Source organism: Jatrophihabitans lederbergiae (assembly GCF_031845305.1).
Taxonomy (GTDB): Bacteria; Actinomycetota; Actinomycetes; order Mycobacteriales; family Jatrophihabitantaceae; genus Jatrophihabitans_A; species Jatrophihabitans_A lederbergiae.
Genome location: NZ_JAVREH010000011.1, coordinates 1 through 24,243, shown reverse-complemented (window position 1 = coordinate 24,243; position 24,243 = coordinate 1). Strand labels below are relative to the sequence as shown.

The following is a 24,243-nucleotide window of genomic DNA, read 5'->3' as shown; positions in this document are numbered from 1 at the left end:
GTAAACTTGACACACACCTCTCGCTCTGAGGGACGTTCTTGGGAGATTTCGTGATTGCGCTGTCGAATCTGGACCTTCGGTGACCGGCCAGAGCCCCGTGGGCGTGCGTCCAGTGGGTGTCAGCTCCCAGCCGACGCAACCGGTGGCAACGATCGGGCAATTTCTCAGCCTGCTGAGGCGTCGGCTCACCGCCGTGCTGGCGTGCGTGTTCCTCGGTCTGGTCCTCGCCGGCGCCCTGCTGGTGCACACGCCGAACAAATACCAGGCCACCGCAGTGGTCGACGTCTCGCCGATCTTCGGCACCAGCAGTAGCACCACCAGTACCTCCAACGCGACGGCGGTAAGCACCATCACCGAGACGCGGATCGCGACATCCACCTCGGTAGCCCTGATTGCCCGGCGCACGCTCGGTTTCCAGGGCACCGCCAGCCAGCTGAGCGAGCACGTCGCCGTCACCTCACCGCTCGACAGCCGCGTGCTGAACGTGACCTTCACTTCCAACACGCCGACGGGAGCCGCGGACGGAGCGAATGCCTTCGCCGACGCTTACCTCGAGTACCGGACCACCACAGTGCAAGCGGCGCTGAAGTCCCGCGTTGCGCTGATCGGCTCGCAGGTCGCCGACTTGGAGAGGGGAATCCGAGCGCTCAAGCCGCCGCCCGCCGGGACGGACACCTCTCAGTACACCTCGCAACGCAACTCCATCCAGAGCCAGATCCAACAACTGCAGGGTCAGATCAACACGTACCAGACCTCGGTGGTCAAGCCGGGTCAGGTCGCCGGCGCCGCCTCCGTCCCGTCGGCAGCCAGTTCACCGAAGCCGTCTCTCTACCTCGCCGGTGGCTTCCTGCTCGGGCTCCTGCTCGGCATTTTCGTGGCCGTCGTCCGCGACGGGCGGGACAACACCGTCCACGACTCGGCAGTGGTGGAGCGGAGCCTGGGCGCGCCGGTGCTTGCCGAAACGGTGACGTCGGGTGACTCGAGCACGCTGGCGGCCTTGGCGGCACCCCGCAGCGCCGAGGCTGACGCGTACCGAACCGTGGCGACGACCGTGGCGTCCGAAACGACAAGTCACCAGGTGGTCCTGCTCTGCGGTGCCGGTGCCGTGGCGAGCAACCTCGCCGCGATGAACCTCGCCATCACCTTCGCCGACCAGGGGTTGCGAACGGTCCTTGCCGGGCCTCGCGCCGCGGTCGAGCCCGCCACCCACCTGCTGGCAGTCAACCCCGTACCGCAGAGCGGCCGGTCGCTCCTCTCCCATCAGCTGGCCGCGTCGGCGAACGTGCCCGGCCTTTCCGTGCTGTCGTTGGGCGATGAGGTATCCCTGGGCGCTACCCTGCGAGCCAACGGGGACAACCTCGCCGATGTGCTCAGCACGGCCGACATGGTCGTGCTGGACGGTGTGAACATCGACTTCCCCAGCACGTTGCTGCGCCTGGGGCACCTCGCCAACGAGGCCGTGGTCGTCGTGCACAAGAACCAGACGACCTCCGCCGAGGTCGAGCGAGTGGCTCAGCAGCTGGCCCAGGCGCGGACCACCGTGCTCGGCAGCATCCTGCTGAACTACCCGTCCGGTCTGCGACGCCGCGCCCGCTCCGCCACGCCGATGCAGTCGTCCCGTCCTCTCGTCGATCAAGCCGGCGTCGTCAGCCGCGCCGGGGCAGCAAACGACGTCGTTCCCACCGGCGGTTCAGCACCTGAGGACCGTGGCGACGGTGATACCGATTCATTCAGCACCGCGTCGGCAACCACCAGAAGGTCTTGAGGGTGGTACGCGTCCTGCTCGCCGGCTCGACCGGAGGTCACCTGAGTCAGCTTTACGCGCTGAGGCCCTGGTGGTCCGAGCACGATCGACACTGGATCACCTTCGACAAGCCGGATGCCCGTTCGCTGCTCGCCGGCGAATCGATCACCTGGGCCTTTCATCCGACCACTCGCAACATCCCGAATCTTCTCCGTAATTTCGGCGTGGCCGCCAAGGCACTGCGCCGCTTCCGTCCTGACGTGGTCGTGTCGACGGGAGCGGCCGTCGCGGTGCCGGTCTTCTACCTGGCCAGGTTGCTGAATATTCGAACGGTGTATATCGAGGTGTATGACCGCATCGACACTGCCACGCTGACCGGCCGGTTGTGCCACCCGGTGTCCGATCTGTTCCTCGTGCAATGGGAAGAGCAGCTGAAGATGTATCCGAAGGCCACCGTTATCGGGCAACTGATGTGACCGGCACTCGTCCGGCTCGAGGCGTGGTGACAGTAGGGACCGACCACCACCAGTTCAATCGCCTGATGGACTGGCTCGATCAGTGGAATCGCGCCAACCCGGCCGCCGTGGAATGGACCGTCCAACATGGCTCGTCGCGGCCGCTTACCGGCATCGACGGTTACAGCCTCAAGCCGCATACAGAGCTTCTCGAGGATCTCCGGCAGGCCGATCTGGTGGTGACTCAGGGAGGACCGGGCGGCATCATGGACAGCCGCGCGTGTGGTGTGCTGCCCATCGTCGTCCCGCGCCTGGCCCGCCTGAACGAGGTTGTCGACGACCATCAGGTGGCGTTCGCCCGCCAGCTCGCAGGCAAGGGGCTCATCGAGCTCGCGCAGTCCGAATCCGAGCTGCACGCCGTACTCGACCGAGCCGTCCGCGCGCCCGATCAGTTCGCGCTGACAGCCGGGTCCAGCGACGTAGCCCAGACTGTGTCGACGTTCGGGGCAGTGGTAGACGCGCTGGTGAGCAGCACACCAGCTTGCCGGTGGCGCCTCCGCCGCCGCTGAGCGAGTCCGGCTACCAGGCGGAGCTCCGGGTCAGCCGTTGTCCATGCCGGATCAGCTGGGTAGTGTCGCCAATCCGCTCTCCGCACCGACAGCACCGTCAGCCGCCGGGCGCTCAGGAGCCCCACGTACCGCCAGTCCGGCAGCCACCATCACCACGGTCAACTGGATGCCGTCGTAGCCGTAATAGAGGAAGGTGAGCAGGCTCACCACCAGGGTGGCGTGCACCCACAGGAAGCCCTCACCCCGAGCCTGGATGCTCTTGATCGCCGCCCATGCGAACCATGCCAAGAAAAATGCGAGCGCGATGAAGCCATAGCTGAACATCAGGTTCCAGACCTGGCCCTGGGTGCCGATAGACACGCTGACCGTCTGCGACGGCTGCGGAGCGCCGTGCCCGAAGAGCGGCGACTGCATAGCGCCATCGAACGCCTCGCGATAGATCGCCTGACGCCCCACGTTCGTCTGGCTGTAATGCAGTCGCTCCTGGATGAGGGCCCATACGCCGAGCGAGACGGCGACCGCCAGGCCGATCACTGTCGCGCCGATCACTGCCACCAGCGGTGCCAGCTGGCCGCGGAGCGCAAGCCGGATGGCGACGTAGGCAAGCAAAAACCCCAGGGCGAGGAACATCCCCCGGTTCAGGGTCGCGAAGGCAGGGACGCAGGCTGCCGCCAGCAGCACCGCCATGACCAGCCGGCTACGCCGCCTGCGAGCCGCCACGATCGCCGAGATCACCAGCGGCACCAGCAACGCGACGTTGCAACCCCAGCTGTTGGTGTAGGGAAACGGTGCGCTGGGGCGGTAGAACACTCGCGGCGAACCGTAGGGGTGCTGCACCTCGGCGAAGTGCGGGTGCACGAGCGCCCCGACGTACTCGTTGTTGGCGATGCTGGCCGGCAGCAGCGACTGGGCCGGCGTGCTGAGATTGCCGTGCGGAAACAGCACGCCGAGGTAGCCGCCGAAGACCACGAATGCGAAGAACAGCACCAGTGCCTGCCGGACCTTGCGGTCGCTCAGCCGCTCGCGGGCGTTGTAGACGTAGAGAAAGACGATGCCCGAGCCCACGTAGTTGCTCATCCGGACGCTGAATCCGATCAGCCGCGACTGCGAGGACAGCTCCAACGCCGCGGCGCAGGCCCAGACGACGAAACCGATCCAGAGCCAGAAGGCCGGCGGCACCTCGACCACCCGGCGCTGCACCAGCAGGATCAGCATCGGAACGGCGGTGAAGACCACCGCGAACGCGCCGAGACCGAGCACCCACCAGAGCGGAAACCCGGCGAACAGCACGTACAGCGGCCAGGACGGCAGCTGCCGCGGCGCTGGCGGCACTGCCAGTGGCCGGCTCATCCTCAGATCCCGCGACCGAACCGGCGGGCGCCCGCCAGCACCCGGTCGGCACTGACCAGCCGGCCGGCCACCAGCAGCGCGGCATAACTCTGCCGTGCGCGACGGGACTTGCGCAGTGACCGCAGCGCGTACGTCGCCGCCTGACGCCGGTTGCCCAGCGCCGCCTGGGAGAACGCCAGCTGGCCTTCGATGCGGGCCAGCCCGGCCGGGTCCTGCCGGAACTCGGGAACCCGTTCCAGCAGGTACACCAGGGCATCGTTGATGGTCTGCCATCGGCTGGCGAAGAACGACGAGTCATGCAGGTACACCCGCGACTGCGGCTCGGGCACGCAGACGATCGGCCCGAACCTGGCCGCCCGCAGCAGCAGCTCGTAGTCCTCGGCGTAGCCGCCGGGCAGTTTCTCGTCCACCAGCCCGATCTTGTCGACCAGTGCCGAGCGCGGGATCAGGTAGGTCGAGGCATTGGCCTCCAGATGCCGGTCGTTGAGCAGGTCCGCGAAGGTCAGCGCGGGCTTGTCCGCCTGCCGCGCGATCTCCTTGCCGCGGTAGGAGTAGACGAAGCCGGAGGCGGCCGCGCTGGCCTCGGGGTGCTCGCGCAGCAGCGCCACCTGGGCGCGCAACTTGCCGGGCAGCCACTCGTCGTCGTCGTCGCAGGAGCCCACCAGCTCGCCGGTCCCGGCGAGATATCCGGTGTTGCGGTTGCCGGCCAGACCTGGCGTCCGGTTGTTGACGAGCACCTGCACCGTCCGCCCGGCACGAGTGCGAACCTGCGGGGCGATCGGCTCGGTGCCGTCGAAGACCACCAGGCATTCGATGTCGCCGGGGTAGTCCTGATCGATCACCGACTGGACGGCGCGCGCGAGCAGCTGCGGCCGGTCCTTGGTGGGAACGACCGCGGTGACCAGCGGCCAGGCCTGCTCGTCGGATCGCCAGTGAGAGGCACCCGGGGACTGACTCACGACGGCAACACCACGCCTTCCACGTTGCCGGCGGCGCCCGTGGTGGCGAACACCCAGCTGCTGTCGGCAAATATAGCCCGGGCGGCAGGCACCCGTGCGGTCACCGCCACTGGTAGACCTTCACCCAGTCGATGGCCATGTCGGCCGGAAAGCGCGTGGCCGGGCCGGGCTCGCCGGGAAAGGTGCCACCGACCGCCAGGTTCAGCCGGATGAAGAAGTCGCCGGCGAAGGCCTTGTCGATCCACGGCGCGGTCGACCGATCCCGGTGGAAAGTCAGCTGGTTGTCGACGAACCAGCGCAGCTGGCCGGCGCGCCACTCGACGGCATAGGTGTGAAAGCCACTCGCGGGTCCACCGGCTACCGGAGCGACGTGGGACTGCTTGGGATAGGTCTTCTTCTCGTCATACCACAGTGTCTGGTGCACCGAACCGGCTTCCGGATCCTGGGGATCGGCACTGCCGATGGCCTCCATCACGTCCAACTCGCCATCGGCGGGACCGCTGACCGGACGCATCCAGAAGGCCGGCCACAGGCCCTTCGACGAGCCGGCGGCCAGCGGCAGCTTCGCCCGGATCTCGAAGCGACCCTGATGCCAGGACGCCTTGCCGCGGGTGCTGATCATCGCCGAGGTGTAGGAACGGCCCTGCGGAAAGCGGGTGTCGTCCGCGCCGCATTTCACCGGCGCGGGCTCCCGGACGGCACGCAGGCTGAGCTGGCCGCCGGCCACGACGATGTTCTGCGGACGGTCCATCAGGCATGCCAGCTCCAGGTTGCCGTTGCCGAACGTGGATTCGTTCTCGGCGCTCCACTTGGACCGGTCCAGGCTCGAGCCGTTGAAGTCGTCTGACCAGCTGAGCTGCCAGCCGGAGCGGTGCCGCTGGCTGATCAGAGCGCCCGCACCGGCCACCATGAGCAGTACGACCACCGCGGCTACCAACCAGCGACGGCGACCCATCCCCGGTCCGGTCGGCTGCGCTGTCACCGGTACCGTCCTGGGCTGAGCCGCCACTGCGTCGTGCGTGCCGTCGGACCGCGCCGCCGTCGTGTCATCCATCGTCTCTCTGCCCCCGTGGGCCCGACTCCTGGATCCGCGGGTCGGGATCAGGAGAAGCATATGTCACATCCAAGATCACTCTCTCGGCCGCGACGCTCACCGGCTAGCGCTGCTGGTACACCCGTACGTAGTCGATGACGTAGTCACTGGCGCCGAGCGGAGCTCCGTTGACCGGCTTCTGGTAGTAGGCGGGCATGCTGCCACCGACCTGCAGGTTGAGCCGGATGTTCATCGGTTCGCTGAAGGCATCTTCCAGCCAGCTGAGGGTCGACACGGTCTTGGAGAACACCAGCCGGTCATCGACGTACCACTTCACCGAGCCCGGCTCACGGTCCACCGCGTAGGTGTGCCAGTCGCTGAAGGTGTCGCTGGGCAGGACGTCCTCGTGCCCGGACCTGGCCATGTCGCCATTGGTGGACTGGTGGATCGTCTGCACCGTGTGGTTCACCATGCCGCCGACGGCCTCCATGATGTCGAGCTCCCCGAGGCCGCTGTTGTCGCGCAGCCAGAAGGCCGGCCACATGCCCTGCGCCGCCGGCAGCTTGGCGCGCATCTCGATGCGGCCGTACTGCCATGATGCGCGGCCGATGGTGTCGAGGTAGCCCGAGGTGTACTGCCGGGTGGTGCCGTAGGCGCTGTAGTTCTCCTTGATGGCCCGCAGCGTGAGCGCGCCGTTGGCGACGAAGACGTTCTCCGGACGGGAGGTGTCGATCGACTCCTCGTTGTGCGCCCAGGAGTTGTTGCGCACGTTCCACTTCGACCTGTCTATCGAGTCGAAGTCATCGGACCAGACGAGCTGGTAGCCGGTGGGTACGGGCGCAGAGATCGGTGGCACCGGAGCCGGTGTAATCGGAGCCGGTGCAGTCGGAGCCGGTGCAGTCGGAGCGGGTGTGGTCGGAGCCGGTGTGGTCGGAGCCGGTGCAGTCGGAGCCGGAGCAGTCGGAGCCGGAGCAGGCTTCGTCGAAGTCGGCGGCGCGGGAACCGTCAGAACCACCAGACTCGGGTCGCTCATGACGAAACTCTTGTGAGGCGGAAGCGTCCAGGTGAGCATGTTCAGATCCAGCGACGCTCCCGAACTCTTCGCGGTGTAATTCACCGTCACCTGAGCCCACGCGGTGCTCCGCATCCACTTACTCGCCAACGCGGATCCTCGGTTGGTCGAACCGGCGTACTCCATCAGGCGGACGGCGGACGACACGCCTGGGCTGTCGGTCTGCAGCCATGCGCTGGCCCGGTAGACAGCGCCTGCCTTGGTCGATGCAACCGTGTTGACCTTGTCGTTGAGCGCGATGGTCAGCGTCCTGGCCGTGGTGTTCAGCACCCGGACCGCCCGGCCACCATCGTGGCCGGTGACCACGGAAAGCGCACCGCCGCCGGTGACTGTCCACGCTGAGGTACCGGTTGCCAGGCCCGGGTCTTTCACCATATTCGGTGACGAGGTCGATGCGGCGGCCGGCGACGAGTCGGTTGCCGTCATCAGCGCCAGGCAGGTGGCACCGACGACCGCTGTGCTCACCAATAGCTTCTTGTTCTTACCTAATCGCTCAACTCGAACACGGGACACTTTGATCACTCCTAGTAGTCGTTACCCCTTACATCGTCCAACCGAATACTGATCTGAGCTCTCGCTCGCGCGGGTGTTAAGTCTTCGTCAGGTCCAGATTGGAGCGTTGAGGTAGTTGCGGCCTCGGTGCGGCCGATACCTAGGCCCACACCACGCAGCGCGTGCAAAGATCTAGCAAGATCAATTAGCAAAGTCCTTTACGTCAATGGACCAGGGAAACTTGCTACGGACTGTGACAGGGCCTGTCTGGAGGGGCCGTTAGCTGACGAGCCGGAAGCACCTGACGACCATCTCAAATCCTCCAAGCGGAACTCGGAAGAGCTGATTCGCGACATTCGGCCAGCTTGCACCGTCGGCGGTCAGCTGCGATTGATACGGAGACGTTTCAAGTGTCGACGTGGCCGATCACACAAATGACAAACCCGACGGATTGTCGACATCACAACGAATTAGGGGACGGGCGCCCAGCGCCCGTCCCCTGATTCGTGCCCGCAGAGCGGCAACCGTTACTCAGCGTTGCCGATGGACAGATCGTCGAAGGCCACAGACTTGGCACCTACGTTGGTCCCACCGCGGACCACGGAGAGGAACAGCTGCCCGGCGGTGGCCACGCTGGTGTCGGTGTTGGTGGACTTCCAGGTGGTCGGCTCGGTGCTGCCATCGGTCCAGATCTTGAACTGGACCGTCGAACCACTGACCCGCAACCGCAGCCACTGCTTGGCCGTCGTCAGCGCCTGGCCACCGGTCACCGACTGCACCGTGCTGGTGACACTGTTGACATTCTTCTGCACGACGACGGTGCCCGAGTTGGACTGCAGCTGCAAGCCGTAGCCGTTCTTCGGCCGGTAGGCGTTCTGCCAGCCACCCGATCCCCGCAGGTAGATGGTCAGGTAACTCAGCGCGGTGTTGGACGACCAGCTGAACGAGGTCAGCAGCTCGCTGTCCGAGCGGACGGCCAGGCCGGTGAGCTGCGTCCTGGCATAAGCCCCCGAGACGTCGTCGACCGCGATGCGACCCGCACCGGACCGGGTGTCGACCGTGCCGCTCGCCGCGCTCGACGTCCAGGCCGGCGACCAGGCCGCGCCGTCGGTACCGGGCCACGACTCGGCGAACAGCGGGGCGACCTGCGAACTGGTGGTCACCGCAACCGCATTGCTGTCCGGGCCGACGTTGCCGGCCGCGTCCACCGCCCGCACCGTGTAGGTGTACGTGGTCCCCGCTGTCAGGCCGGTGTCGGTGTAGCTGAGCGCGGTGGTCTGCCCGACCACCGTGGCGTTGCGCAGCACCTGGTAGCCGGCCACCGCACGGTCATCGGTCGCCGCCGACCAGGACAGGGTCGCGGCTGTGGTGGTCACCCCGGTGGAGCTCAGCGCGCCGGGAGCGCTCGGCGCCGTGGTGTCCGGCGGCACCGTCACAGTGACCGAAGTCGACGCACCGGTGTTGCCCGCGGCGTCATGCGCCACCACCTGCAAGGTGTGGCTGCCGACCGCGGTCGCCGACCAGTTGAAGCTGTACGGAGCGGTGGTGGAGGTGGCCAGCACCGCGCCGTCGACCAGCAGGTCCACGGACGAGACGGCGCGGTCGTCGGCAGCCGTGGCGGTCACCGTGACCGGCCCGTAGACCGAGGCACCGCTCGCCGGGCTGGTGATCGAGGCCGTCGGCGCCGTGGTGTCCGGCGCCTGCATGGTCACCATCGCGGTGGTGGCCGACCGGTTACCGCCGTTGTCCACCGCGCGAACCCAGTAGTTGGCGGGCAGCGAGCCGGTGGTGTCGATGTAGGACAGGCCCGTGGTGGCACCGATCACCCGGTCACCGCGCAGCACCTCGTAGTGCACCGCTCCAGAATTGTCGGTGGCGGCGTTCCAACTGAGCCTGGTGCCGCCGGTGCTCGCGGTCGCCACTGTCAGGTTGGCCGGCGTCGTCGGCGCGACGGAGTCCCGGGGGCAGAACTTGCCGAAGCCGCCGAGCCACTGGTAGCCGGTGCTCTGGTAGGAGCCCTGCTTGAAGTCGCCACCGAACCACAGGCAGCCGTTGGAGTCAGGCGTGAGTTCCCAGCCGCCGATGCCCGAGCGGGTGTCCAGCGCGCCCGGGTAGAAGTCGGGCAGGTACTGCCCGGTCACCTCGTCCCAGGCACCGATGTACTTGATGTTGTTGACGTCCGAGGCGTACGGGATCGGGTTGTCGTAGTGCAGGTCGTTGGAGTAGGCGTAGTTGCCGCAGTGGCAGCTGGCGTAGACGACTCCGTTGTAAATCGCAATCGTCTGGATGTCGCCACCGGCCTTGGTGATGTCCGAGCTCTTCAGTGCGTAGCTGCTGCGGTCGTACTGGCCCAGGACGTGCTCCGAGCCGCCCTGCCAGACGTAGTTGCCGTCTTCCTTGATCGCCTGCTGGTACGTCTTGACGCCCGAGCCGATGCTGGGCTGCCAGGCCGCGAGGCCGGGAACGGAGGCCGCGCCCGCGGCGGTGCTGATCACGCCGATGTTCTTCGAGGCGACGCCGTTGACATTGTTGAAGTAGCCGGAGAAATAGACCCGGTCGCCCTTGGCGCTGGCGTCCAGCTCGATCACCGAGCCGTCGAAGTTCGGCTTCCAGGTGCCGTCGGGCTGGCCGTCGGAGACCCGCAGCCGGGCCGCCCGGCCCACCGTGACCGGCCCCCTGACGGGGGTGCCGCCGGTGACCCGGTTGAACCGGCCGCCGATGTAGAGCCAGCCGTCCTGGTAGTCGATCGCCTTGACCTGCGGCCCGGGATTGCCGACCTCGGTGTTGATGTACTCGACAGAGGCGTTCCAGGTCGACACCTTGGCTCCGGTGATCGGGTCCAGCTCGGTGATCCCGGTCGAGCCGGTCGCACCGTTGACGGTGGTGAACTCACCGCCGACCACGAGCTTGCCGTCCGGGGTCGCCTGCAGGTCCCAGACCCGGTTGTTCAGGGCGGGCCGGAAGCTCGAGATCCAGGCACCCGTGTTGACGTCGAAGGCGGCCAGCCACGGCTGGGCGATCTTGTCCGCCGCGGCTGGGTTGGCGCCCTTCTGCACGTACTGAAAGCCGCCGCCGACGTACATCACGTTGCCGATCTGGGCGAAGGTCTCGACCTCCATGTTGAGCTCGCTGGGCGTGCCGACGATGCCGGTCACCCCCCACGGAGTATTGGGTGAGGTCGTGGACGAGGCCAGCGGCCGGACCGTGGAGGCAGGCAGGCCTGCCGCCGGAATCGGCTGGTAGCTGGAGGTGGTCAGCTTGGGTCGCAACCAGACCTGGCTGAAGGGGAGCGCGCCGTTCTCGACGCCGTACTGCCAGAGGTAGCTGGTGGCGTTGTTCTGCCCGACGACGGTGCTGTTGTTGATCGGCGGGGTGCCGCCGTTGTTGGCGCCGTCGCCGTAGCCGAAGCCCATCTTGTAGTTGTGCATCTTCGACTCAGTGGTGTAGAGCCGGAACAGCCCTTTTTCGGTGCTGGCGGTGGCCCAGGACTGGGTGTTGCCGCCGGAGTAGTTGAGCCCGTCGACTGAGACGGCGGAGGTCAGCACGCCGCCACCGATCGCCCACGTCCAGTTGGCACGGTTGGCGGGCTTGAGGCGCAGCTCCTGGTAGGCGGTGCCCGCGACATTCGTCGCCCGGCGAACCCGGATGCCGTCGGTCAGGGCATCGACCCGGCCACCGCCGAGCAGTCCCTCGACGGTCGCGGCCGACAGCGTCGCCGGGGCGAACACGCCGGTGCCGGTGGGCGTGTTGCGCAGCGCTGCCGTGCTGCCCTGGCCGCCGTAGGCCCAGGTCCAGTTTTCCCGCCCGCGGCCGGCCAGCACCCAGCCGCCGCCGTCGGTCGTCATGTCGCAGTAGAACTGCTCCGGCGCGATCAGCTGCGCAGTCTGCAGCCAGTAGACGCCGTCGGTGCTCGTCGGCTTCTGCTGCTTGATCGCCCAGCAGGAGGGGGCCGCGAGCGAGGATTGCGAGCCGTCGAGCACCACCGGGGTGCCGGCGGTGGCCGGCGCCGCGGTGCCGACGCCGACCAGACCGCCGGCGAGCACGCCGGCAGTGACCGCCACGGTGGTCGCCAGGGTGCGGCTGCGCCGGATCAGCGCGGCCAGTCCGGCGTGGTTGCGTCCGGCGGCCGGGCCCTGCATGTTGCGACTGCTCATATCCGAATTCCCTCGTGAAGAAAGGCCGCGCCCCCCGGGTGCGGACTTGCCAGGTATGAGCAGGGCGGGCGCTGGGTGCGCCCGTCCTGCCTGCTGCGAACTACTGCTGGGCGTCTCGGATCGACAGGTCATCGAACGAGACTGCCTTCGAGCCGATGTTGGAGCTGCCCCGGTTGGAGGAGATGAACAGCTGGCCCGCCGCGCTGACACCGGTGTCGGTGTTGGTGGACTTCCAGACCGCCGGCTCGGTGCTGCCATCGGTCCAGATCTTGAACTGGATCGTCGAACCACTGACCCGCAACCGCAGCCACTGCTTGGCCGTCGTCAGCGCCTGACCACCAGCCACCGACTGCACCGCACTCGTCGTGCCATTGACACTTTTCTGCACGGTCACCGTCGCGGAGTTGGACTGCAGCTCCAAGCCGTAACCGTTCTTCGGCCGGTAGGCGTTCTGCCAGCCACCCGACCCCCGCAGGTAGACGTCGAGGTAGCTCAGCGCGGTGTTGGACGACCAGTTGAACGACGTCAGCAGCTCGCTGTTGGAGCGGGCAGCCAGCCCGGTCAGCTGAACCCGGCCGTAGGCACCGGCCACATCGTTCAGGGCGATCCGACCGGTGCCGGACTGGGTGTTCACCGTGGCGTTGCTGCTGCCGGCGGTCCAGGCCGAGGACCACGGCGCACCGTCTGCCGCTGACCAGCTGTCGGAGAACAGCACCGGGTTGCCGGACAGCGTGGTGATGAGGACCTGGTTGCTGTCCGGGCCGACGTTGCCGGCCGCGTCCACCGCCCGCACCGTGTAGGTGTAGGCCGTGCCCGCTGTCAGGCCGGTGTCGGTGTAACTGAGGCCCGTCACCGTGCCGGCCAGCACCGTGCCGTTGCGGACCACCCGGTAACCGGCGACCGAGCGGTCATCGGTCGCGGCGGTCCAGGACAGCGTCACCGACGAGGTGGTGACCTGCGAGGCGGTCAACGAGCCGGGCGCGGTCGGCGGCGTGGTGTCGGCAGGCGCCGTCACCGTGACCGTCACCGGCGCCGACTGGCCGCTGTTGCCGGCGGCATCGGTCGCCACCGTCCGCAGGGTGTGCGAGCCGACCGCGGTGGCGTTCCAGCTGAAGCTGTACGGCGCGGTCGTGTCGGTGGCCACCGTGGTGCCGTCGACCTGCAGCGCGACCGAGGCCACGCCGGTGTCGTCGGTGGCCGTGGCGGTGACCGTCGTCGGGCCGTAGACGGTGTCCCCGGCGACCGGCGAGGTGATCGCCGTTGTCGGGTTCGTCGTGTCGGGCGCGGTGGCGGTGACGTGCACGAGCGCCGAACTGCCGGTGTTGGCGGCCGCGTCGTGGGCGATGGTCTGCAGCGTGTGCGAGCCGCTGCCGGCACTCCAGCTGAAGGTGTAGGGCGCGGCGGTGTCGGTTGCCACCATGGTGCCGTCGACCCGCAGGTCCACCGCAGTCACGCCGACGTTGTCCGAGGCCGTCGCGGTGACGGTCACGGTGCCGGTGCCGACCGTCGCGCCGTCGGCCGGCGAGCTGATCGACGTGGTGGGCGCCACCGCGTCCGGGCCGCTGCGGCCCGAGGCGGTGTAGTGGGCATCGACCTGACCGGCGCTCAGCACGCTGTCATAGATGGCGACCTCGTCGACGGTGCCCGCGAAGTACGCGCTGCTGGGCTGGTCCGGCCAGGCGTTGAGGTTGTCGCCGCCGACCCGCCAGTAACCGCTGTAGCCCTGGTTGGCCGAGGCGCCGTTGGTGCCCACCAGGTGGTCATCGACATAGAGCGCCATTCCGGCCGAACCCTGGGTCGCGACGACCTGGTGCCACTGGTTGTCGTTGAAGCCGGCCGGCGAGTACACGGTGTCGAAGCCGTTGTTGTACACGCCGAAGACCAGCCGGCCGTCGTTGGTGAGGTAGACCTGCTTGTCGTAGCTACCGCTCATACCGGTCTGGGCGTCGCCGAAGCCGATCAGCTTGCCGCCGTTGGTGGTACCGGTCTTGAACCACAGCTCGGTCGAGTACGACGACGGTCCGCTGCGCTGGGAGCCGAGCGCGACGTTGCCGGTGCTGCCGTCGAAGGTCGCGGCGGTGCCAGTGCTGATCGCGCCGCCGGCGCCCTGGACCACACCGCCGACATAACTGCCGATGCTGCCGTTGTCCGAGGAGTCCGCCGCCGTGGTGCCCGAGGTCTCGTCCAGGCGCCAGAAGGTCGACGGCACGTCGTTGTAGACGGCCTTGCCGTAGGCGTCCGTCGGAGCAGTGGAGGGCGGCGGGGTGCGGCCGGAGGCGGCGTAGTGGTTCTGCACCGCGCTCAGGCCGAGTGCGTGGTCATACACGGCCGTCTCGTCGATCGATCCGGCGAAGAAATTGCTGGTCGGCTGGTTGGGCCAGCCGTTGAGGTTGTCGCCGCCGATCCGCCAGTACCCGGCGAAGGACTGGTTCTGGGTCTGGGTGTCGTGGCCGACCTTGGCCCCGTCGACGTAGAGGGTCAGGCCCAGGGGGCCCTGGGTGCCCACCACCTGGTGCCACTGCCCGTCGTTGTAGGCGTTGGCCGAGGTCAGGGTGTCGGCGTAACCGACGTAGACGCCGAACACCAGGTGCCCGTCGTTGGTCAGGTAGACCTGCTTGTCGTAGGAACCGCTCTGCACCGGGTTGCCGCCGAAGTCCAGGCCGCCCTGCTGGTCACCGAAGCCGATGAGCTTGCCGCCGGCGGTGCTGGTGGTCTTGAACCAGGTCTCGACCGAGTAGGTCGAGGGTGAGGCCTGCTTGACGGTGGAGGAGGCATACCCGGTCGAGCCGTTGGTGGTGATCGCGGTGTTGCCGGGCACCGCACCAGCGGCGCCGTAGCTCACCGCGGCACCACCGAAGGCGAGGCCCGCGTTCTTGCTGGCGGAGGAGTCGGCCAGCACCGGGCCGGCGGCGTCGCCGAGACGCCAGTCCAGCGCCGGGTTGTCGGCGGCGACCGCCGCTTCGTAGGTCGGCGGGGTGGTCACCACGGTGACCGCCCGGCTGGCCGAGGACTTCGGGCCGGCGTTGGAACCATAGGTCTCGATCGCGTCGGCAGTGTAGGTGTGGCTGCTGCCGACAGCCAGGCCGTCGTCGCTGAATGCCAGCACCGGCTGCTTCCAGAACAGCGAGTGCACCGCCGCGGTGGCGATCGGGGCGCTGGCGCCGTCGCGGTAGAGCCGGACCGTCATATCGGTGTCATCGGTGTCCAGCGGGGCCTGCACGAAGATGGAGACCTTGCCGCCGGCCCGGGCAACCACCGTGGGCGTGGCCGGACGAGCCGGTGCGGCCAGGTCGCCGGTAGCCGGGTCGAATCGGGCGAAGCCCTGCTGCGCGAGCCCGTTGACGGTCGTGAACTCGCCGCCGACGAAGAGCCGGCTGCCGTCGGTGGCCAGCACCCGCGGGCCGAGGGCCGCGGTCTGGCCGGCCGGGGCGATGCCGCCGTTGGTGTTCGGGTACCAGTTGGACACCAGGCCACCGCTGGTGGTGCGCGACAGCAGGTGCCGCGAGACACCCTTGGACCAGCCCACCTCTGGGAACGCGTCCGGGTCGGTGCCCTGGTCGGCGCTGCAGTCGTGGCTGTGCGAGCCGGTGTAGAGGATGCCACCGATCGGCTGCACCGCCTGGGTGGCGCCGAGGCACCTGCTCTGCCAGCGCAGCGAGCCGTCCCCGCCGTTCACGCCGAAGGTGCCGTCGAAGCAACCCGGGCCGGTGCCCTCGACGCCGAAGTAGGCGCCGCCGGAGTCGGTCTTGACGGACTTGGCCTCGACGATGCACGCATCCGTCTTCGGCGGGATGATCGAACCGGCGGAGAACGGCAGGGTGGCACCGGTGGCGGTGTCCACGACTGCCGCGGCGTGGTAGCTGGTGTCGCCGTTGACGCTCAGGAACGCACCGGCGAGGTAGAGCTTGTCACCCTGGGGCGAGACAGCGAGCTGGTAGACGATATTGTCGGGCGTCGTGTTGAACGTGCCCAGCGCGGCGCCGGTGCTCGGGCTCAGCGCGGCGACCCGGCGCTCGGTCCGTCCACCGATGGTGGAGAAGGAGCCACCGACATAGACGGTGGAGGCGGTCGCGGCAATGCCGGCCACTCTGCCATTGGCGTTCGGGTTCCAGGCCGACATCGCACCGGACGAAGCCGTGAACGCGGCGATCCGGTTGCGGGTGGTCCCGTCCACGGTGGTGAAGTCACCGCCGGCATATACCGTCTGCCCGTCAGCGCTGATCGACAGCACCTTCACCGCGGCATTGACGTTGTGGTTGAACGAGGTGATGAGCGCGCCGGTGCTGGCGTTGAACGCCGCCAAGTGGTTGCGCGCAACCTCGCCCGAGCCCGCCACGGCGCCGGGCGGCCGGACGCTGGTGAAGTCACCGCCGACGTAGACCACCCCGTTGGTGGCCGCGATCGCCGACACGGCACCGTTGGTCTGCCAACTCGGCGCCACCGTGGAAGGCACCGTCCCCTCCAGTGCGGCCGCCGGCGTCGCCGTCGCCACGACGAGAAGCCCTAAGACCCCCGTGGCAGCGGCAGTGATCCCGGCGATCAGCCTTACGCCCATCAGTTCCCCCCTGTTGGAGCATTTCTCTGTCCAGCCTGAGCGAGTCAGCGGCTCAGACCAGCCCATCCCCGGGGATTCCCCCGTTACGCGACAACCTCGTCAGCAATGGTGCCTTCAGGTGACGGTCCGTAACCGGACGACTCCCGAAGTGAAGTTCCTGCTAAGTCTTGCTGACGATAGCCGACACCGTCCCCCAATGCAAAAGTTGACCGGCTCGATTGGCGTTATTTCTTAAGCCAAAACTATTGTTACGCACAGCTACCGGAATCAGTACGCTCCGGAGCCGGCTATCACGGCGCGCGCGGTCTTCCACAGGATCAACAAGTCCTCGGCGAGCGACCAATTCTCGACGTAGCGCAGGTCCAGCCGAACCGACTCCTCCCAGCTGAGGTCGCTACGACCGCTGACCTGCCACAAGCCGGTCAACCCCGGCTTCACCAGCAGCCGGCGGTGGACGTGATCCTCGTAGCGCGCAACCTCCAGCGGCAACGGCGGCCGTGGTCCCACCAGCGACATCGTGCCCCGCACGACGTTGACAAGCTGCGGCAACTCGTCCAGGGAGTACTTGCGCAGGAACCGACCGACCGGGGTGACGCGCGGATCGTCGCGCATCTTGAACAGGAGCCCGTCGCCGTGATGGCTGTGGCCGCGAAGGCCCGCCAGCCGCGCTTCGGCATCGGTGTACATGGACCGGAACTTCAGCATCAGGAAGGTGCCCCCTGCCCGGCCCACCCGGACCTGACGGAACAGAGCCGGGCCAGGGCTACTGACTTGGACCGCCACGGCGAGCACCAAGAACAGTGGTGAGAGCAACAGCAGCGCCAACGCGGCGACGCTACGGTCGAACGCTCCCTTGAGCACCCTGCGGAAACCCGTGAACTGTGGTTCCTCGACATGCAACAGCGGCAGTCCGGCCACCGGGCGGATGTGCAGCCGCGGACCAGCCACTTCGGTCAAACCGGGCGATACCACCAGGTCGGTCGACGTGCCCTCAAGCTGCCAGGAGATGGAGCGCAACTTCTCCGGGCCGAGCACTCCGGAGGAGACGACGGCGACAGTGTCGGCTTGACTGATCGAAACCGCGGCACGAATGCAGTCGACGTCACCCAGGATAGGAACGTCGATGGCATTGAGCGTGGTGATCGTCACCTCGTCGATGGCGAGTTCCCCGGGAACACACGCACCGACCACACGCATGCCGGCGTAGCGGTCCCGGCGGACCATGGACGTGAAGTCCTCGATGGCGCTCGCGTCACCGACGACGAGAACCGAGCTCAGCGCACGGCCGCTTCCACGCTGACGGTGCAGCCACTTGCGGGCTCCATAACGGCCGATGATGGTGAACAGCAGGGCCAGCGGCAACGCCAACAGGACGAACCCGCGGGCCAGGTCAGCCTTCGTGACGAACGAGGTGAAGGCAACCACTGCCGTCAGCTGCAGGAATGCCTGGAAGATGCGCTGGAACTCCGTTGCGCCCACGCCGACGAAACGCGCCTCGTACCCGCGGTTCGTCGACACCGCGGCGACCCACGCCACCGGAGCGAGCGCGGTCAGAACCAGGTAGAACCGCCCACCGGCGGAATCGTCGACAGAGCCGAACCGGAACGCGAACGAAGCGACGACCGCTGCTGTGGCCGCGAGGAGATCGACTATCACCAGGCTGAGCTGGTAGCGGCGGAACCACTTGGCGCGACGCTTCGCCGGCTGCGACACCTCCTCAGCGCTGACGGCGTCCGGACGCCTGTGGTGGACCGGCCCGACCCGCGTCACAGGGGCCGGCCGCCGAACGCCCTCTCGGGGTGCAAACCGCGTCATCGTGCGTTCCGCCGAGTCGACAGTGAATCCGGGCCGGTCTGCGATACCGTCCGCAATAGTCGACCCGCCCTTGGCCTCGTCAGGCGCAAAAGGGCCACTCTTGAACATCTGTCCCCCGTTTCTGCCGATCGGCGAGAAGCCGAACGACAGGTCCCCCCCGTAACCGCAACTCACACTCGGTCTAGCTTTCCCCGTGGACACATTCCCGGCAACTCGACTTTCGTCGCTGGATGGCCCCCTAGTGTTTATACCGTGTTAGCCCACTGTTTGGAAGCGCTATTTCCTTTACGTAAGGGCCTTCCCCGGGAACGTGACATTTTGCCAGCGCTGCGTAAGCGGACGTTTGCGCAGGGTGACCGACGACCCGCGGGTAACCATCCGCCCGGTCGCCGAAATCTGCGATGCGGGAGAATTCGGCCGTGATGACGCGCACAGTGGCTGCTGACCAGCACCTCGACGGTTCGACCACGGAAGACGACACGCCCCTGCGGCGTGACGTCCGGCGAGTCGGCGAACTTCTCGGCGCCTCCCTGGTGCGCCAGCACGGCCCCGAGCTGCTGGACCTCGTAGAACGGGTTCGGGCGCTCACCAAGCAGAGCAAGGACTCCACCCGGGTGGAGGATCGCAACACCGCCCGGGACGAGGTCCGCTCCCTGCTGGCCGGCCTGCCGATCGAGACGGCGTCCGCGCTGGTGCGGGCCTTCTCCGCGTACTTCCACCTGGCCAATGTCGCCGAGCAGGTGCACCGGGTCCGCAGCCTGCGTGAGCGCCCGGCCGAGGAGGGTTGGCTGGCCAGTGCGGTCGCGGCCGTCGCCGAGCAGGCCGGGCCGGACGGGTTGACCCACGCTGTGCAGGCACTCGCCGTCCGTCCCGTGTTCACCGCTCACCCGACCGAGGCGAGCCGACGCTCCATCCTCGGCAAGCTCCGGCGGCTGGCCGATGTGCTCGCCACCCCCACCGAGCCCGGCAGCGCCGCCCGCGAGCGGCAGGACCGCACGCTGGCCGAGATCATCGACCTGATCTGGCAGACCGACGAGTTGCGCCGGCACCGGCCCACCCCGGTGGACGAGGCACGCAACGCCGTCTACTACCTGCAGGAGCTGATCGACGAGACGCTGCCCGACTTCACCGTCGACCTCGCCGCCGAGCTGAGCAGGCACGGCGCGACGCTGGACTCCGACGCCCGGCCGCTGACGTTCGGGTCCTGGATCGGAGGCGACCGGGACGGCAATCCGAACGTCACCGCCGCAGTCACCAGCGAGGTGCTGCGCCTGCAGCATCAGGTTGCCGTTCGTTCGGCTTTGCAGGAAATCGACGCACTCGTCCTGGAGCTGTCCTCGTCCAGTTCCATCGTCGGGGTCAGTGACGAACTCGTCAGCTCCATCCAGGCCGACCTCGCGAATCTGCCGGAGCTCGACCCACGGGTGCTCACGGTGAACGAGACCGAGCCGTACCGGCTGAAGCTGTCCTGCATCCGGCAGAAGATCCGTAACACCCGCGAGCGCGTCGAGACCGGGACGCCGCATCTGCCCGGCCACGATTACCTCGGCCGCGGCGAGGTAATCGCGGAGCTGCGGCTGATCGGCGAGTCCCTGCGCGACAACGCCGGCTCCCTCATCGCCGACGGCCTGCTCGTACGGGTGCAGCGGACGATCTCGATCTTCGGCCTGCACCTGGCCACCCTGGACATTCGCGAGCACGCCGAGGCCCACCACCACGCGGTCGGTCAGCTGATCGACCGGTTGAAAGAGGAGCACTGGCTCTACGCCGACCTGCCTCGCGACTACCGGACCAGGCTGCTGTCCAAGGAGCTGGCCTCCCGGCGCCCGCTCGCGCCGACCCCGCCGCCGCTGGACGCCGCCGGTGCCACGACGTTCGCGGTGTTCGACGAGATCCGGCACGCCCTGGACACCTACGGGGTGGACGTGATCGAGAGCTACATCGTGTCGATGACCATGGGCTCCGATGACGTGCTGGCCGCTGTCGTCCTCGCGCGCGAGGCCGGGCTGGTGGACGTGCACGGCAACGGCGACACCCTGCCGTTCGCCCGGATCGGCTTCGTCCCGCTGCTCGAGACCGTCGATGAGCTGCGGCGCAGCGGCGAGGTGCTGGACGAGCTGCTGTCCGATCCCACCTACCGGCTGATCGTCCGGCTGCGCGGTGACGTCCAGGAGGTGATGCTCGGCTACTCCGACTCCAACAAGGACGCCGGCATCACCACCTCGCAGTGGGAGATCCACAAGACCCAGCGAACGCTGCGGGACGTCGCCGCCCGGCACGGCGTCCGGCTGCGGCTGTTCCACGGCCGCGGCGGAACCGTCGGACGCGGCGGCGGCCCGACGTACGACTCGATCCTGGCCCAGCCGTGGGGCGTGCTGGCAGGCGAGATCAAGTTCACCGAGCAGGGCGAGGTGATCAGCGACAAGTACGCGCTTCCCGAGCTGGCCCGGGAGAACCTGGAGCTCACCGTCTCGGCGGTGCTGCGGGCCTCGACGCTGCACCTGCGCCCGCGCCAGGGGCCGGCTCAGCTGCAGACCTGGGACCAGACCATGGAGCTGGTCAGCGACGCCGCCTTCGCCGCCTACCGCCGGTTCATCGACGACCCGGGGCTGCCCGGGTACTTCCTGGCGTCCACGCCGGTGGAACAGCTCGGCTCGCTGAACATCGGCTCACGCCCGTCCCGGCGGCCGGACTCTGGCGGCGGCATCTCGGGGCTGCGAGCGATTCCGTGGGTGTTCGGCTGGACCCAGTCCCGCCAGATCGTCCCCGGCTGGTTCGGTGTCGGCTCAGGCCTGAAGGCCGCGCGCGAGGCCGGCATGCAGACCGCGCTGAGCGACATGCACACGAACTGGCACTTCTTCCGCACGTTCATCTCCAACGTCGAGATGACGCTGTCGAAGACGGACCTGGAAATCGCCTCGCACTACGTCTCCACCCTGGTGCCCGAGGACCTCCAGCGGCTGTTCGAGCTGGTCAAGGCGGAGCACGAACTGACCGTGGACGAGGTGCTCCGGGTCACCGGCGAGCAGTTCCTGCTCGACAACCAGCCACTGTTGCAGCGGACGCTGAGCGTTCGGGACGCCTACCTCGACCCGATCTCGTACGCCCAGGTCGACCTGCTGTCCCGGGTGCGCTCGCTGGAGGCCGGCTCATCGGCTACCGGAACGGCCGGCCCGGACGAGCCGGACGACGACACCGCCCAACTGCGCCGCGCGCTGCTGCTGACCATGAACGGTGTCGCCGCGGGGCTGCGCAACACCGGCTGAGGCCTTTCGACGGTTGCCATCGGCGTGTCCGAACCCGCCAGCCAGCGCGCCGGCGGTGCGGCAGACTGCGGGTATGGCCATCGACGAGGAGTCCGCGTACCGGGCGGTGCGCAGCCGGGACCGGCGCTTCGACGGCATGTTCTACACCGGCGTGCGCACCACCGGCATCTACTGCCGGCCCTCCTGTTCGGCACGCACCCCGCACCGCCGCAACGTCGGCTTCTATGCCAGCGCCGCGGCCGCCCAGCGGGCCGGCTTCCGGGCCTGCAAGCTGTGCCGGCCCGATGCCACGCCCGGCTCGGCGGAATGGAACGTCCGGGCGGACCTCGCCGGTCGCGCCAGCCGACTGATCTGCGACGGAGTGCTCGACCGCGATGGCGTGGCGGGGCTCGCCCGGCGACTGGGCTATTCCGAACGCCAGGTCAGCCGGGCAGTCGTCAGCGAGCTCGGTGCCCCGCCGCTGGCGCTGGCCCGGGCCCAGCGCGCGCAGACCGCCCGCATCCTGCTGGAGACCAGCTCGCTGCCTGCCTCCGACGTCGCGTTCGCGGCGGGGTTCGCCAGCGTCCGGCAGTTCAACGACACCATCCGCGAGGTGTTCGACGCGACCCCGACCGGCCTGCGCGCCCATCGCCAGGGCCGCGCGGCCAACGCGCCGGCCGCCGGCTTGCTCGACCTGCGGCTGCCCTACCGAGTCCCCATGACGTTGGCGACCACGCTCGCGTTTCTGGCCAGGCGCGCGATTCCGGGGGTGGAGGACTTCGACGGGACGACATACACCCGGACCGTGCCCCTGCCGCACGGACCCGGCCTGATCGCGGTGACCGAGCGCTCCGCCGCCTGCTGCGCGGACGGTCAACGCCCCGGCGGCACGCCGCACGTGCACGTCCGGTTGCGGCTCACCGACCACCGGGACCTCGCGGCGGCCGTCGCCCGGACCCGGCGATTGCTCGACCTCGACGCCGATCCCGTCGCGGTCGACGAGGTGCTCCGGTCCGATCCGAGGGTGCGGCCACTGGCCCTCGCCTTCCCCGGCCTGCGCTCTCCCGGCGCCGTGGACGGTTTCGAGATGGCGGTCCGCGCGGTGGTCGGCCAGCAGGTGTCGGTCGCCGCGGCCCGGACCGTCCTGGGCCGGATCGCGGCCGACCATGGCAGCCCGGCGTTCGACGGCGAGCCGGGCTGGTTGTCGTTTCCGCACCCGTCGGTACTGGCCGAGGCGGATCCCGCACGCTTGCCGATGCCGGTGGCACGCGGCCGGACCATCGTCTCGCTCGCGGCACGGATGGCCGGCGGCGAGCTGGTGCTGGACGCCGGGGCGGACCGCGACGCCGCCCGTGCCGCGTTGCTGGAACTGCGCGGGATCGGGCCCTGGACTGCCGAGTACCTTCAGATGCGGGCAACCGGGGACCCCGACGTCTTCCTGGCATCAGACCTCGGCGTTCGGCACGCGTTGACCGCGCTCGGTGGCGAGCCGGCTGAGTCCGCCTCGGCGTTCGCACCGTGGCGCAGCTACCTGACCCATCAGCTCTGGGCGTCCCTACCGGCGCCGCCCGGCGCCGCCCGACGGACCTATAGTTCACCGACAGCACGCTCCGCAAAGGACATCCGATGACCCACAGCATCCTCGCGTCCCCGATCGGCGACATCCTGCTGACCGGCGACCGACACGGTCTCTCCGGCCTGTACACCGCTCAGCACGGCAAGAAGCCGACCGACATCGGCGAGCGGGTGGACAGCGACTTCGCCGAGGTACGCCGGCAGCTCGACGAGTACTTCGCCGGTGAGCGCGACATGTTCGATGTGGTGCTGAGCCCCGTCGGCACGATGTTCCAGCGCAGGGTGTGGGAGGCGCTGCGCCGCATCGACTACGGCAGCACGGTCAGCTACACCCAGCTGGCGAACCAGATTGGCAACCCGAAGGCCGTCCGGGCCGTCGGCGGGGCGAACGGGCGCAACCCGATCTCGATCATCGTGCCGTGCCACCGGGTGGTGGGCGCCGACGGCAAGATCGTCGGCTACGCGGGCGGCTTCCACGCCAAGCGCTGGCTCCTCGACCACGAGATCGCGCACCTGAGCCGGTAACCACCCCGACCAATCGCTAGCGCACCGTCACGGTGCGGCAGCCGAGGTTGGGGTTGGCGGTGCCCTTACCGATGTTCAGCGCGTACGCGCACACGCTGTGGGCACCCCTGGCCAGCTTGGTGGCGGTGTAGCCGAAGCCCTGGTTCGGTCCGGCGCCGATCGCGCGCGCGACGTCCGGTCGCGACAGCCCGGTGGCTACCCGGGCGCGCATCTTCTTGTCGACATAGACATCTACCTGCAGCCGGGTCGACAGCGCGTCCGGGTCCGCGGCCCAGCCCACGACCTTCGCGGTGCCGGCACCGGCGGTGACCGAGTCGACGTTGCCACGCGGGTTGCGCAGCGCCGCGGCCGCGTTCGCGTCGGTGATCAGGGACGTGGCCTGGGCTCCCACTCCGATCGAGATGACCGGATGCGCCGCCGGAGTCAGCCACCGCATCACCACGTCGAGCGACGCGGCGGAGATCGCCACGCAGCCGGCGGTGGGCCGGCCGTTGGTCACGTGCAGGAAGAAGGCGGAGCCGGCACCGGCCACTACCGGAAAGCGGTTGTAGTCGATGACCACGGCGTGGGCGTAGGGACCTGACCCCGAGTAGTGGACACGCTCAATCCCTGCTTCGGTGGGGTGGAAGCGAGATGATCCACTCATGGCGAGGAAGAACTACTCCGAGGAGTTTCGCCGCGACGCTGTCGAGTTGTATCG

At 68.4% G+C, this 24,243-nt stretch carries 14 protein-coding genes; 6 read left to right on the top strand and 8 right to left on the bottom strand.

The window, feature by feature from the left end; all coding sequences use genetic code 11:
• The first annotated feature begins 79 nt into the window (after nucleotides 1-79).
• From RM423_RS10665 to RM423_RS10655, 3 genes are read left to right on the top strand one after another with little or no spacing between them, the layout of a single operon-like run.
• Nucleotides 80-1,765: a Wzz/FepE/Etk N-terminal domain-containing protein gene (locus RM423_RS10665; protein ID WP_311423011.1), complete on the top strand. Its 1,686-nt coding sequence runs from the start codon at nucleotides 80-82 to the stop codon at nucleotides 1,763-1,765.
• Nucleotides 1,762-2,220, top strand: a complete 459-nt coding sequence (gene pssD / locus RM423_RS10660) for a PssD/Cps14F family polysaccharide biosynthesis glycosyltransferase (protein WP_396327677.1) — start codon at nucleotides 1,762-1,764, stop codon at nucleotides 2,218-2,220. The genes RM423_RS10665 and pssD overlap by 4 nt, the downstream gene beginning before the upstream one ends.
• On the top strand, nucleotides 2,163-2,768 hold the full coding sequence (locus RM423_RS10655) for a glycosyltransferase (RefSeq protein ID WP_396327676.1): 606 nt from the start codon (nucleotides 2,163-2,165) through the stop codon (nucleotides 2,766-2,768). Before pssD ends, RM423_RS10655 begins: the two co-directional genes overlap by 58 nt.
• 51 nt (nucleotides 2,769-2,819) lie before the next feature.
• Here the strand turns inward: RM423_RS10655 and RM423_RS10650 are convergent, their stop codons facing one another.
• From RM423_RS10650 to RM423_RS10620, 7 genes are all read right to left on the bottom strand, one after another.
• A complete protein-coding gene (locus RM423_RS10650) occupies nucleotides 2,820-4,118 on the bottom strand; it encodes an O-antigen ligase family protein (protein ID WP_311423009.1) in 1,299 nt (432 codons plus the stop codon).
• Between the two features lie 2 nt (nucleotides 4,119-4,120).
• Complete coding sequence (locus RM423_RS10645; protein ID WP_311423008.1) at nucleotides 4,121-5,077, bottom strand: glycosyltransferase family 2 protein; 957 nt, start codon at nucleotides 5,075-5,077, stop codon at nucleotides 4,121-4,123.
• A gap of 100 nt (nucleotides 5,078-5,177) precedes the next feature.
• On the bottom strand, nucleotides 5,178-6,059 hold the full coding sequence (locus tag RM423_RS10640; protein WP_311423007.1) for a glycoside hydrolase family 16 protein: 882 nt from the start codon (nucleotides 6,057-6,059) through the stop codon (nucleotides 5,178-5,180).
• Between the two features lie 175 nt (nucleotides 6,060-6,234).
• Complete coding sequence (locus RM423_RS10635; RefSeq protein ID WP_311423006.1) at nucleotides 6,235-7,647, bottom strand: glycoside hydrolase family 16 protein; 1,413 nt, start codon at nucleotides 7,645-7,647, stop codon at nucleotides 6,235-6,237.
• 554 nt (nucleotides 7,648-8,201) lie between these two features.
• Nucleotides 8,202-11,828: a fibrinogen-like YCDxxxxGGGW domain-containing protein gene (locus tag RM423_RS10630; protein WP_311423005.1), complete on the bottom strand. Its 3,627-nt coding sequence runs from the start codon at nucleotides 11,826-11,828 to the stop codon at nucleotides 8,202-8,204.
• Between the two features lie 100 nt (nucleotides 11,829-11,928).
• Complete coding sequence (locus tag RM423_RS10625) at nucleotides 11,929-16,383, bottom strand: Ig-like domain-containing protein (protein WP_311423004.1); 4,455 nt, start codon at nucleotides 16,381-16,383, stop codon at nucleotides 11,929-11,931.
• 267 nt (nucleotides 16,384-16,650) lie between these two features.
• On the bottom strand, nucleotides 16,651-18,096 hold the full coding sequence (locus tag RM423_RS10620) for a sugar transferase (protein ID WP_311423003.1): 1,446 nt from the start codon (nucleotides 18,094-18,096) through the stop codon (nucleotides 16,651-16,653).
• Nucleotides 18,097-18,620: 524 nt separating this feature from the next.
• Between RM423_RS10620 and ppc the strand changes: the two genes are divergently transcribed.
• From ppc to RM423_RS10605, 3 genes are all read left to right on the top strand, one after another.
• A complete protein-coding gene (gene ppc / locus RM423_RS10615) occupies nucleotides 18,621-21,464 on the top strand; it encodes a phosphoenolpyruvate carboxylase (RefSeq protein ID WP_311423096.1) in 2,844 nt (947 codons plus the stop codon).
• 73 nt (nucleotides 21,465-21,537) lie between these two features.
• Nucleotides 21,538-23,073, top strand: a complete 1,536-nt coding sequence (locus RM423_RS10610) for an AlkA N-terminal domain-containing protein (protein ID WP_311423002.1) — start codon at nucleotides 21,538-21,540, stop codon at nucleotides 23,071-23,073.
• Complete coding sequence (locus RM423_RS10605) at nucleotides 23,070-23,543, top strand: methylated-DNA--[protein]-cysteine S-methyltransferase (RefSeq protein WP_311423001.1); 474 nt, start codon at nucleotides 23,070-23,072, stop codon at nucleotides 23,541-23,543. Before RM423_RS10610 ends, RM423_RS10605 begins: the two co-directional genes overlap by 4 nt.
• Before the next feature lie 16 nt (nucleotides 23,544-23,559).
• Here RM423_RS10605 and RM423_RS10600 read toward each other — a convergent pair whose 3' ends face one another.
• Nucleotides 23,560-24,105: a hypothetical protein gene (locus tag RM423_RS10600; protein ID WP_311423000.1), complete on the bottom strand. Its 546-nt coding sequence runs from the start codon at nucleotides 24,103-24,105 to the stop codon at nucleotides 23,560-23,562.
• Between the last annotated feature and the right edge of the window lie 138 nt (nucleotides 24,106-24,243).